At 58.6% G+C, this 11,220-nt stretch carries 9 protein-coding genes; 5 read left to right on the forward strand and 4 right to left on the reverse strand.

Features of this window, described 5'->3' with window-relative positions:
- Positions 1-85: 85 nt before the first annotated feature.
- The gene (locus J7E41_RS17880; RefSeq protein WP_214994744.1) at positions 86-1,213 is read right to left on the reverse strand and encodes a branched-chain amino acid ABC transporter substrate-binding protein; all 1,128 of its coding nucleotides are present in this window, start codon (positions 1,211-1,213) and stop codon (positions 86-88) included.
- Between the two features lie 340 nt (positions 1,214-1,553).
- Between J7E41_RS17880 and J7E41_RS17885 the strand changes: the two genes are divergently transcribed.
- Entirely contained in the window at positions 1,554-1,877 is a 324-nt protein-coding gene (locus J7E41_RS17885; protein ID WP_214994746.1) for a DUF2288 domain-containing protein, read from the forward strand.
- A gap of 269 nt (positions 1,878-2,146) precedes the next feature.
- Here the strand turns inward: J7E41_RS17885 and J7E41_RS17890 are convergent, their stop codons facing one another.
- Positions 2,147-4,411, reverse strand: a complete 2,265-nt coding sequence (locus J7E41_RS17890; protein ID WP_214994748.1) for a putative bifunctional diguanylate cyclase/phosphodiesterase — start codon at positions 4,409-4,411, stop codon at positions 2,147-2,149.
- 143 nt (positions 4,412-4,554) lie between these two features.
- Positions 4,555-4,923: a YkgJ family cysteine cluster protein gene (locus tag J7E41_RS17895; protein WP_179449293.1), complete on the reverse strand. Its 369-nt coding sequence runs from the start codon at positions 4,921-4,923 to the stop codon at positions 4,555-4,557.
- Positions 4,924-5,173: 250 nt separating this feature from the next.
- On the opposite strand from J7E41_RS17895, the gene J7E41_RS17900 reads away from it, so the two are divergent.
- Positions 5,174-6,520, forward strand: a complete 1,347-nt coding sequence (locus J7E41_RS17900; RefSeq protein WP_251029544.1) for a spinster family MFS transporter — start codon at positions 5,174-5,176, stop codon at positions 6,518-6,520.
- Between the two features lie 230 nt (positions 6,521-6,750).
- On the opposite strand, the gene rapA is transcribed toward J7E41_RS17900, so the two are convergent.
- Positions 6,751-9,597 carry an RNA polymerase-associated protein RapA gene (rapA, locus tag J7E41_RS17905; RefSeq protein ID WP_214994752.1) on the reverse strand — a complete coding sequence of 949 codons (2,847 nt, stop codon included), beginning with the start codon at positions 9,595-9,597 and terminating at the stop codon, positions 6,751-6,753.
- Between the two features lie 216 nt (positions 9,598-9,813).
- Between rapA and J7E41_RS17910 the strand changes: the two genes are divergently transcribed.
- The 3 genes from J7E41_RS17910 (at position 9,814) to ccoM (ending at position 10,820) form a co-directional block, all read left to right on the forward strand.
- A complete protein-coding gene (locus J7E41_RS17910) occupies positions 9,814-10,155 on the forward strand; it encodes an aspartate-semialdehyde dehydrogenase (protein WP_169353258.1) in 342 nt (113 codons plus the stop codon).
- Positions 10,156-10,398: 243 nt separating this feature from the next.
- Positions 10,399-10,560, forward strand: a complete 162-nt coding sequence (locus J7E41_RS17915; protein ID WP_214994753.1) for a hypothetical protein — start codon at positions 10,399-10,401, stop codon at positions 10,558-10,560.
- A gap of 143 nt (positions 10,561-10,703) precedes the next feature.
- Positions 10,704-10,820: a cytochrome c oxidase subunit CcoM gene (gene ccoM, locus J7E41_RS28350; RefSeq protein ID WP_010176679.1), complete on the forward strand. Its 117-nt coding sequence runs from the start codon at positions 10,704-10,706 to the stop codon at positions 10,818-10,820.
- Positions 10,821-11,220 lie beyond the last annotated feature (400 nt).

An 11,220-nucleotide genomic window follows, 5' to 3' on the forward strand; every position in this document is an offset into this window, starting at 1 on the left:
CCGGATCGCGGGTGCATGGCCCATAAACCTCGTAAAACAAAGCCCACTGTTTGCACAGTGGGCTTTCTGGCCAGTAATGCCTGGCTTACTGAGGAGAAACTTCGGTTTTTGGTTTGCCGAAGTGCCATTCGTAGACGACGAATTTGAAGTCCTTCAGGTCGCCCTTGGCGTCGAAGCTCAGGTCGCCGGTTGGGGTCTTGAAGGTACCGGCGTGGATGGCAGCAGCCACCTTGGCGGTGTCTTCGCTTTTCGCGGCAGCGATGCCACCGGCGATCACTTCAATAGCCGAGTAGGCCGGAAACACGAACGGACCGGTTGGGTCCTGCTTTTTCTTGGCGAACTCTTCCACGATTGCCTTGTTGGCAGGGTCGGTGTCGAAGGATTTCGGCAGAGTCACCAGCAGGCCTTCGGAAGCACCCTGGGCGATTTGCGAGATGGAGTCGTTGCCGACGCCTTCCGGACCCATGAACTTGGCGTTCAGGCCTTTTTCCTTGGATTGGCGCAGGATCAGGCCCAGCTCTGGGTGATAGCCGCCGTAGTAGACGAAGTCGACATTGGCTTGCTTGAGCTTCTGGATGATCGAGGAGAAGTCTTTGTCGCCGGCGTTCAGGCCTTCGAAGACCGCGACTTTCACGCCTTTCTTCTCCAGGGTCTGCTTCACGGCGGTGGCGATGCCCTCACCGTATTGCTGTTTGTCGTGCAGTACGGCGACGATTTTAGGCTTCACGTGGTCGGCAATGTAGTTGCCGGCTGCCGGGCCCTGGGCGCTGTCCAGGCCGATGGTGCGGAAGATCAGCTTGTAGCCACGGGAGGTGATTTCCGGGCTGGTGGCCGCGGGGGTAATCATGATGACGCCTTCGTCTTCGTAAATGTCGGACGCTGGCTGAGTGGAGCTGGAGCAGAGGTGACCGACCACGAACTTGACGCCGTCGTTCACCACTTTGTTGGCTACGGCTACTGCTTGTTTAGGATCGCAAGCGTCGTCGTACTCCTTGGCTTCGAGCATTTTTCCATCGACGCCGCCCTTGGCGTTGATGTCGGCGATGGCCTGCTTGGCCCCCATGAACTGCATGTCGCCGTACTGGGTTACCGGGCCGGTTTTAGGGCCGGCGATGCCGATCTTGATGGTGTCAGCTGCGAACGAATGGCTGGCAACCCCGGCCAGAACCATAGCGGCAAACAGTTTGGAAATCTGCTTAGTAGCCTTATTCATAGTGCTCCACTCTTACTGTTGTATTTTTTATAGTTCTAGCGGCCTTGTGGGCTACAGAACCGGATCAGATATCTCGGATATCCCCCGGCAGCGGCCTGGCAACTGTACCGGTACAGTGTAGAGCGCCGGTTGATCGCTTGAAAAGCTAGCTGCTGGGGGCAAAACCCGGGCGTGTCGCTTAAATGAAAGAAAAAGACAGAATTGCGGCGGGTCATACCAGAGTTTCGGGCAATCCTTGGCTTTCCTGGCACTTTCTCTCGGGACCTCATTTGCAACTGGGTTTTTCTACTAGAGGCTCGACGGTATGATTGCGCCGATTTTTTTCCTCAGGTGAACTCCCATGACGCAAGAACCTAGCACCCTCTATGCCAAGCTGCTCGGCGAGACCGCCGAAATCTCCTGGAAGGAGCTTGAGCCGTTCTTTGCCAAGGGTGCCCTATTGTGGGTCGACGCCAGCCTGGATTTGATCGAGGCCGCCGAGGCGATGGCTGAAGATAATCGGGAGAAAGTCGCGGGCTGGCTGGCTTCAGAGATCTTTGGCGAGGTGTCTGCAACGCGGGCGCTGGACCTGGTTGAGCGTGATCCTCCATTGTGGGCGGTGGTGGTTTCGCCGTGGATTCTGATCCAGGAAAGGGCAGCGCAAGAAAAGCCTGCACGAAAATAGTGCGTGAATTTTCCGGCTGCAAGTGTGTAGCGGAGTAACCGCTTTCACCGTGATGGCATCTTGCCCGTGAAGAAAGGTCACAGCCCAGGGTGACGTGCGCGTCATGGGAACAGTTCCCGCCGTGGCCGAGGGCTGTGGGAATTGTTTCCGGGTGTGGCAAGGATCTGGATATCGGGTGGCTGACGGACCGCTTTCGCGAGCCAGTCGAATCGCCGCACCGTCGAGGATCTTCGCCGGGTTTTCGAACTCGTTGAGCAAATCGTCGGCGATCAGCGTATTGGCCTTACCACTGAGGTCGGATCTGTCCGTCCGAGCGCCGGGTCTTTCGCCAGCGTTACATCTTTACCTCCCGCCAGGCTTAACGGGTTGAGCAGGTTGCGCTGATCCAGGCCCGCGATAACCGCAGTGATGTCGCTGACCGGCACTGCAGCGCTGAGCAGGTAACCCTGGACGAAGTCGCAGCCATGTTTCTGTAATATCTCCAGTTGTTGCACGGTTTCGACACCTTCGGTGATCACCTGCAGGTGCAGCGTGTGAGCCATGCCGATGATCGCCTGGACAATCTCGATGTCGGCGGTGGATTTGGGAATGTCCTGGATGAACGAACGATCGATTTTCAGGGTGTTCAGCGGCAGGCGCTTTAAATAGGCAAGGGATGAATAACCGGTACCAAAGTCGTCGATGGACAGCGAGACGCCCAAGGCACGGATTTGCCGCAGCAGCACCAGAGTACTGCTGATATTGCCCATCAATGCGTTCTCGGTTACCTCCAGCTCCAGGCGGTGCGCGGCGATCCCGCTACTGCGCAGGGCGCTTTCGATTTCATCGGCCAGTTCATCCCGGGCCAGGTTGAGCGCCGAGCAGTTCACGGCCATGGTCAGTTCGGGGTAGCCTCGCTCGGACAGCAGGCTCAAGTCGGCACAAGCCTGGCGGAGTACCCAGTTGTCCAGTTCACCAATCAACCCGTTGTGCTCGGCAATGCTGATAAACCGATCAGGCGTCAGCAGCCCGTGTTGCGGATGTTGCCAGCGCACCAGGGCTTCGAGCCGGGTGATCTTGCCTTTTTGCAGATCAAGAATGGGCTGGTAGTACAGCACTAACTCGTTCCTGTCCCGCAGGGCACTGCGCAGTTCTTCTTCCAGTTGCAGTTCAAGAAAGGCCCGGGTTTTCAGGTTGGAACTGAAGAAATTCAGGCTGTTTCGACCGGCACCCTTGGACTGGTAGAGCGCAAGGTCAGCGGTTTTCAGCAGTTCCTCGCTGGTACTGCCATCCTCGGGGAACAGGCTGATACCGATGCTGGTGGTCATCACCATGCGCCGGCCCGCCAGTTCGATGGGGTCTTTCATTTTCTGCATGATGCGCTGAGCCAGATGCCGTGCTTCGTCGCGATGGTGAATGCTGATCAGGATGCAGAACTCGTCACCACCAAAACGGGCGACCACGTCATCGTGGCTGCGCACTGAACCTTTGATTTGGTTGGCGAGGACGGTGAGCAGTTGGTCGCCTGCGTCATGGCCGAGGCTGTCGTTGATGCGTTTGAAGTGATCGATGTCGAGGAAGATCACCGCGAGCATGCCTTTGCTCTGCGTCTTTTCAGCGAGTTTCTCGGCGAAGATCTGATTGAAACCACGACGATTGAGCAGGGTGGTCAAGGCGTCGTAATGAGCCACTTGTTGCAGGGAAGCCCGGGCCTGGTCCAGCTCGCTGAGCAACGCGTTGACCCGCCGCAGGTCAGTTTCTTTGTGTTGCAGCTTTTTGTCCGCCAAGGCGGCGCTGATGCTGCTGCCGATCACCAGCAGGGTGATCACTGCCATCATCAGCCCCAGTTGCATGGGGTTGTTGTCCAGAGGCACCGAGGGGGCCACACCGCTGGGGAGCATCAGCTTCATCGCCGCCATGCCGGTAAAGTGCATGGTGAGAATGCCAGCACCGAGCACCAGGCAGGCGGCGTATTTGAGTAACTGATGGAACATGCCACTGCCGTTGCGCAAATAGCGCGATAGCAAGAGCGCCGCCAGGCTGGCGCCCATCGCAATCACAATGGACAGCACGAGCAACCCAGTCTCGAAGTACGGCACCGCCTCGGAACGCATGGCGCCCATACCGACGTAGTGCATCAGCGCTATGCCCAGTCCCATCCATATCGAGGCCAGCAGGTATTGGTGCCAATGCAGTTGCGCATGACTGAGGGTTTGCATGGCGAACAACGACGCGATCAGGGCGATCAGCAACGAGGCGAACGTCATGGTCAATTCGTAGTGAATGGCAACGGGCGTCTGGAAGGCCAGCATGCTGATGAAATGGGTGGACCAGATGCCGCCTGCCAGACAAGCCGCACCGAGCCAGCGCCAACGGCGCTGTGCTGTGGGGTTGTCGACATGCCCGACCCGTTCGGCCATGTTGAGGGTGCCAAAACTCGCCGCACAGGCGACCAGATACGCCAGTAGCACCAGAAAGGGGTTATGACTGCAGTTGAGTAATAAATGCCCGTTCTCTGGAAGGTCGGTAAAAAAATGCAAACCAAGCCATTCCATAGCATGTCCCGTTACAGAGTCATCTTGTGTCACTGCCAGCGGCTATGACCTATGACGTCCAGTATAGAAGCGTCAGGCGAATCGCAAGGCGTAATGGCATTTTGATTGCAATTATTTTGGCATGCCGACGATAACGTTTGATGCTAAGCGCTGATGGGCAGCTCGAACGCGTAGATTGGCTCCAGAAGCGGTGGCAATCCGAACGCTGCTCGAGCCGCATCACAATCGACATTCGCTTCGCCCTGGCTCCAGGACGACTCGAACTCCCGGCAGACACTGGAGCGCTGCTGATAGATCGAGCAACTCGTGCTTTTCCCCACTTCTCCCTCGAGGCTGCAGCAACGCGCGGGTTTGCTGTCGGTACCGATCATTGCCACCCGGCTGGGGTTGATCTGTACCACCAGGTCATCGGGCACCGTTCCACCCGATGAGGCGCATTCGCCCCAAAAGAAAGACACGCGAAAGTGTGAACAGCAGGCACCGCAACTCAGACACGGGCTGGCTTCGGACATGGGCGTCTTCAATAAGAAAGGCAAGGGAGGGGGGAACGGAAGGCTCGCCATTCTAATCGTGTTGCGCGCCTTGGGAAGGGGGGCAAGCGCTTATATTTCTGTGGGCCGAAGCCTTGTCTGCGGGAATGAAATTACGCCCTATCAGCTTTACGAATCATTACAGACAACCGGGTCGTGGCTGACTAGATTGCAGGTTCCGGGCAGGATGCGTCGGGCATCGCAGCTCTATAACAATAAAAGAGACGGACCCATGCAGAACTCGACCCAAGCGGCGAATGCCTGGCGCATTCTGTTCCTGTTGTTCCTGGCCAACCTGTTCAATTTTTTCGATCGCACCATCCCCGCGATCATTATCGAACCGATCCGTATGGAGTGGCACCTCAGCGACTTCCAACTGGGCATCATCGGTACCGCCTTTACCATCGTCTATGCCATTGCCGGCCTGCCCCTGGGGCGCATGGCCGATACCGGTTCGCGCAGCAAGCTGATGGGCTGGGGCCTGGCGGCATGGAGCGGGCTGACGGCGGTCAATGGTTTGGTGGGCAGTTTCTGGACCTTCCTGCTGGTACGCATGGGCATCGGTATCGGTGAAGCCAGCTATGCGCCAGCGGCCAATTCGTTGATTGGTGACCTGTTCCCGGCTCACCGCAGGGCCAGGGCCATGGGCATTTTCATGCTGGGCCTGCCCTTGGGCCTGTTGCTGGCGTTCTTCACCATCGGCGCGATGGTCAAGGCGTTCGACAGCTGGCGCGCGCCGTTCTTTATTGCCGCCGTGCCGGGGTTGATCCTTGCGGTGTTCATGTTTTTTATCAAAGAACCCAAGCGCGGAGCGGCGGAAACCGTGCAGGTTTCCCAGGAGCGTGTGGACCGTCCGGTTCGCCGCGTGTTGGCCATTCCAACTTTTCTCTGGCTGGTGCTGGCCGGGCTGTGCTTCAACTTTGCGACGTACGCCTGCAATTCATTTCTGGTGCCGATGCTACAGCGCTACTTTCTGATGCCGTTGCAGGACGCGGCTGTCGCGACCGGGGTCATTGTCGGCGTGACGGGGCTGGTAGGCCTGACGCTGGGGGGATGGATTGCTGACAAGATCCATCAACGAATTGCCAATGGTCGGCTGTTGTTCGCTGCGTTCAGCCTGATCATTTCGACTGTTACCACTGCGTGGGCGTTGCATGCCGGGCGGATCGATATCGGTGTGTTTGTGGCGCTGTTCAGTGTTGGATGGTTGTTTGCCTACAACTTCTATACCTGCGTTTACACCGCGATTCAGGATGTGGTGGAGCCGCGCCTTCGAGCCACAGCCATGGCGCTGTATTTTGCCGGGTTGTATTTGTTGGGCGGCGGTTTGGGGCCGGTGGTAGTGGGTGCTTTGTCCGATCATTTTGCTCATTCGGCGATGTACGCGGCGGGCGTTGAACAGATGACTGAGGCGTTTAAAGCCGTGGGGCTGCATGACGCCATGTACTTGATCCCGGTGGCGTTGTTTTTGACCATGCTGTTTCTGTTCCAGGCGTCGCGGTGTTTTGTGAAGGATGCCAAGCGGATGAAGGACGGGTTGGTGGCGGAAGAGGTGCCGGCGACCGCAGTCACCGCCTGAACTGTAGATACCTTCTTGCGCGTCACCAGGCAAGAGCCCTGTCAGGTCATACATTTGGCCCGTTGTAGCCGCTGCCGAGGCACGAGGCTGCAATAAGGGCCGCAGGACCTTCAGTGGTTTCAAGATCCTGGCGACTGCTGCGCAGCCGATCGCAGGCTGCGCCAGCGGCTACAGGAATAAAAAAGGCCCGCATTGTGCGGGCCTTTTTATTCAGCAGGGCAGAGCGGTAATCAACCCGCCACGAGTACCCGAATCGCTTCCAGTCGCAACGCCGCTTTGTCGAGCATGGCCAGGCCTTGCTCGCGTTGCTGGCGCAGGGCAACCAGTTCGCTGTCACGTACGGTCGGGTTGACCGCTTGCAGGGCAGTCAGTCGCGCCAGTTCTTCGTCGGTATCAGCGGCCAAACGACGCTGTGCCTCGGCCACACGTTCAGCGTGGCGCGGGAAGATTTTCTCTTCACCGGCGTTGATCCGTGGCGTCAGCTGGTCGCGCTGTGCCTGGACAAACTTGTTGGCGCTGGCCCGTGGCACGCTTTCCAGTTGGTCGTTCAAAGTTTCGAACGACACTCGACCGGACAAGTCATTACCGTTGGCATCCAGCAGGCAGCGCAGCGCGGCCGGTGGCAAGTAGCGGCCCAGTTGCAGCGAGCGCGGGGCAACCACTTCGCTGACGTAGAGCAGTTCCAGCAACACGGTACCGGGCTTGAGCGCCTTGTTCTTGATCAGCGCCACGGCGGTGTTGCCCATGGAGCCGGACAGCACCAAATCCATGCCGCCCTGAACCATCGGGTGTTCCCAGGTGATGAACTGCATGTCTTCGCGAGACAGCGCCTGGTTGCGGTCGTAGGTGATGGTCACGCCTTCGTCGTCGCCGAGCGGGAAGCTGGCATCGAGCATTTTTTCGCTGGGCTTGAGGATCAGCGCGTTTTCCGAATGGTCTTCGCTGTCGATGCCGAAGGCGTCGAACAGGGTTTCCATGTAGATCGGCAGGGCGAACTGATCGTCTTGCTCAAGGATGTCCTCGACCAGCGCGTCACCTTCGCCAGCGCCGCCGGAGTTGAGCTCCAGCAGACGATCGCGACCGGTGTGCAGTTCGGCTTCCAGACGCTCGCGCTCGGCGCGGGCTTCATCGATCAGCGCTTGCCACTCGCCGTCATCGGCGTTTTCCAGCAGCGGCAGCAGGCGTGGACCGAACTGATGCTGCAGGGCGTTGCCGGTCGGGCAGGTGTTGAGGAAGGCGTTCAGCGCTTCGTGGTACCACTGGAACAGCCGCTCTTGAGGGCTGGTTTCCAGGTAGGGCACGTGCAGTTCGATCACATGTTTCTGGCCGATCCGGTCCAGACGGCCGATCCGCTGTTCCAGCAGGTCCGGGTGGGACGGCAGGTCGAACAGCACCAGGTGATGGGAGAACTGGAAGTTGCGACCTTCACTGCCGATTTCAGAGCAGATCAGCACTTGGGCGCCGAACTCTTCATCGGCGAAGTACGCAGCAGCGCGGTCCCGCTCGAGGATGTTCATGCCTTCGTGGAACACTGTGGCCGGGATACCGGAGCGCACGCGCAGGGCGTCTTCCAGGTCCATCGCGGTTTCGGCGTGGGCGCAGATCACCAGGACCTTGGTGCGCTTGAGCATTTTCAGCTGGTCGATCAGCCACTCGACCCGAGGGTCGAAGCGCCACCAGCGTTGTTCTTCGTCGACGTCGGGCTGCGACTGGAAGCTGACTTCCGGGTACAGCTCGGCGTGTTCACCCAGCGGCAGTTCGAGGTACTCGTCCGGGCACGGCAGCGGGTAGGCGTGCAGCTTGCGCTCCGGGAAACCTTGCACGGCGGCGCGGGTGTTGCGGAACAGCACGCGGCCAGTGCCATGGCGGTCCAGCAGTTCGCGGACCAGGCGGGCACTGGCTTGCGCATCGCCATCGTTGACGGCGGCCAGCAGGGCTTCGCCTTCGTTGCCGAGGAAACCCTGAATGGTCTTGTGGGCGGCCGGGGACAGACGGCCCTTGTCCAGCAACTCCTGGACGGCCTCGGCCACCGGGCGATAGTTTTCGCTCTCGGCACGGAAGGCGTGCAGGTCGTGGAAACGGTTCGGGTCCAGCAGGCGCAGACGCGCAAAGTGACTGTCCTGGCCCAGTTGCTCCGGGGTCGCGGTGAGCAGCAGTACGCCTGGAATCACTTCGGCCAGTTGTTCGACCAGCGAGTATTCAGGGCTGGCTTTCTCTTCATGCCACACCAGATGGTGGGCTTCGTCGACCACCAGCAAGTCCCAGCCGGCTGCGAACAGCGCGTCCTGGGCTTTCTCGTCGTCCACCAGCCATTCCAGGGCCACCAGCGCGAGCTGAGTGTCTTCGAAGGGGTTGGCGGCATCGCTTTCGATAAAGCGTTCTTCGTCGAACAGCGCAACCTGCAGGTTGAAGCGGCGGCGCATTTCCACCAGCCATTGGTGTTGCAGGTTTTCCGGGACCAGGATCAGCACGCGGCTGGCACGACCCGACAGCAACTGGCGATGGATTACCAGGCCGGCTTCGATGGTCTTGCCCAGGCCCACCTCATCTGCGAGCAAAACCCGTGGTGCGATACGGTCGGCGACTTCACGGGCAATGTGCAGTTGGTGCGCGATAGGTTGCGCACGCACGCCGCCCAGGCCCCAGAGCGAGGACTGCAACTGGCGGCTGGTGTGTTCCAGGGTGTGGTAGCGCAGGGAGAACCAGGCCAGCGGATCGATCTGCCCGGCGAACAGACGGTCGCTGGCCAGACGGAACTGGATGAAGTTCGACAGTTGGGTTTCTGGCAGGGTGACCTGCTCGTTCTGCCCATTGAGGCCGTGGTAGACCAGCAGGCCGTCGACATCGTCGACTTCGCGCACGGTCATTTTCCAGCCTTCGAAATGGGTGATGGTGTCACCCGGCGAGAACCTCACACGAGTGAGGGGCGCATTCCGTAGCGCATACTGGCGGGTGTCGCCAGTGGCCGGATAGAGCACGGTTAACAAGCGGCCGTCCTGTGCGAGAACGGTGCCTAACCCCAGCTCTGCTTCGCTGTCACTAATCCAGCGTTGCCCCGGTTGATACTGCTGCGCCATGCTGCCTGACTCCCGCCGTGAAAAAGCCGACTATTCTAACGGAACACGGCTTCCAGACCAAAAGGAATAGGTGCAGCTTCAAGCTTTAAGCTGTAAGCGGCAAGAAAAAGGGCAGTGCGTTCGTCAGATAGATGACGATTGGTTCACAAGTTGGCGAGCGCAGGCTCAAGTCGTTACCTCACCAGCCGACAGCTTGCTGACAGGAGACCGATAATTATGCTGCCACCCATGCTGCCCTTGAGTGTTGTGCCCGTGACGTCGCAACTCGATCCGGCACGCCAGAAACCCGATATCCCTCCCGTGGCGCCGGTTCAACCGGGCTCCAACCAAAGCACCATCGACTTGAAAAAAGGCGATGCCGAACAGTCGACTTTGCTGCTGCGCGAGGAACAGCGACGTCAGCAGGAACAGCAGAAGCGTCGGCGTGAAGCCAACGAAGATGCTGAACAGCACCTGGCTATTCCTGGCGATGAACTCAACGCCGACAATACCGTGCCGGTGATACCGCTGATCGAGGATGCGCCCCGGCAAGGGTTGTGGGTGGATGTCGAGGTCTAAGGTAGCCGCGTACGAGGCTGCGATGGGCTGCTGGCAGACCCTGAGGGCTTCAAAGGTGCGCAGGGGCCAGCAAGGGCGGAAAATCCTTGTGCAGTAACACGTTATGGGTTCGTTGGGTCAGTGGGAAAGTCCGGTTTTGCAGGCAAGTCGGGCCGATGACATGGATTTTGTTGACGGTCTGTTTGCGGCACGGCGGGTCAGGCCGCATTATTGAGGCATTCCAGCCACTGCGTAAGCCAAGCCATGAGTGACGATGACAAGCTGATTGACCTGAATGCCGAACGGGCCAAACGTGTGCATGACCTCAATGACAAACGCCTTAATGAAGTACGCCAGGCGTTTGAACAGGCGATGCCGTTGGGAAAAGCCAAGAAAAAGTCGAAAAGCAAACCGAAAAAGCGTTGAGCTGACCTGCATCTATTGATGCAGGTCAGTTATTTCCCTTCTTTACGCCCCGTCGCGGGCGACATTGATCCTTGTCAATTTCTCCTCTCGTCTTCTTGGTTAACTTAGCTCTATCGCAACAGGGCAAGTGCAGGAGGCCGGTCATGTTTTTCGATAATGTCGTATTTGCCGGAGTGCTGACTGTCGGCCTCATGGTGATGTTTTTTGTAGGATTTGGAATTTTTATCTGGAAGGACGCTAACAAGCGTAAGAAGCCTTAGGTCTTTCCGGGTTACATGAGCACGCAAGGCATTTTGGGCGACTTCGGTCGCCCTTTTTTTGCTTGGGATTTGGTGGGGTGGGGGGCGGTTTTTTAGCTGGCAAGGATGAGTGCATATCTGTTGCTGCGGTTACGGCTGCTATTGGTTTCGCTTTTACAGCGACTCACTTTGCAAAAGCGGCAAAGTAAGCAAAACGCTCTTGCCCCACCACTCGGTGCCTCGCCTAGGCTCGGCATGCCCTCACTCCGGCATTGCTCCGTGGGCCGCCGCAATGGGCCATCCCTGGCCCAGTGCGGCTAAACCGGCGTCCTGCCGGTTTACCCACGGATCAATGCCTACGTTCAGCCAGCGTGGTTTAACGGGGCGCCTAAGATCAACGTCAAAAGCAGATCAAGAGCAC

Source organism: Pseudomonas fluorescens (genome assembly GCF_018614655.1).
In the GTDB taxonomy this organism is placed as follows: Bacteria; Pseudomonadota; Gammaproteobacteria; order Pseudomonadales; family Pseudomonadaceae; genus Aquipseudomonas; species Aquipseudomonas fluorescens_BX.

Bases quoted from the DNA above. Each gene is read 5' to 3' on its own strand.
- J7E41_RS17880 (WP_214994744.1), bottom strand. From the start codon at position 1,213: ATGAATAAGGCTACTAAGCAGATTTCCAAACTGTTTGCCGCTATGGTT.
- J7E41_RS17885 (WP_214994746.1), top strand. From the start codon at position 1,554: ATGACGCAAGAACCTAGCACCCTCTATGCCAAGCTGCTCGGCGAGACC.
- J7E41_RS17890 (WP_214994748.1), bottom strand. From the start codon at position 4,411: ATGGAATGGCTTGGTTTGCATTTTTTTACCGACCTTCCAGAGAACGGG.
- J7E41_RS17895 (WP_179449293.1), bottom strand. From the start codon at position 4,923: ATGTCCGAAGCCAGCCCGTGTCTGAGTTGCGGTGCCTGCTGTTCACAC.
- J7E41_RS17900 (WP_251029544.1), top strand. From the start codon at position 5,174: ATGCAGAACTCGACCCAAGCGGCGAATGCCTGGCGCATTCTGTTCCTG.
- rapA (WP_214994752.1), bottom strand. From the start codon at position 9,597: ATGGCGCAGCAGTATCAACCGGGGCAACGCTGGATTAGTGACAGCGAA.
- J7E41_RS17910 (WP_169353258.1), top strand. From the start codon at position 9,814: ATGCTGCCACCCATGCTGCCCTTGAGTGTTGTGCCCGTGACGTCGCAA.
- J7E41_RS17915 (WP_214994753.1), top strand. From the start codon at position 10,399: ATGAGTGACGATGACAAGCTGATTGACCTGAATGCCGAACGGGCCAAA.
- ccoM (WP_010176679.1), top strand. From the start codon at position 10,704: ATGTTTTTCGATAATGTCGTATTTGCCGGAGTGCTGACTGTCGGCCTC.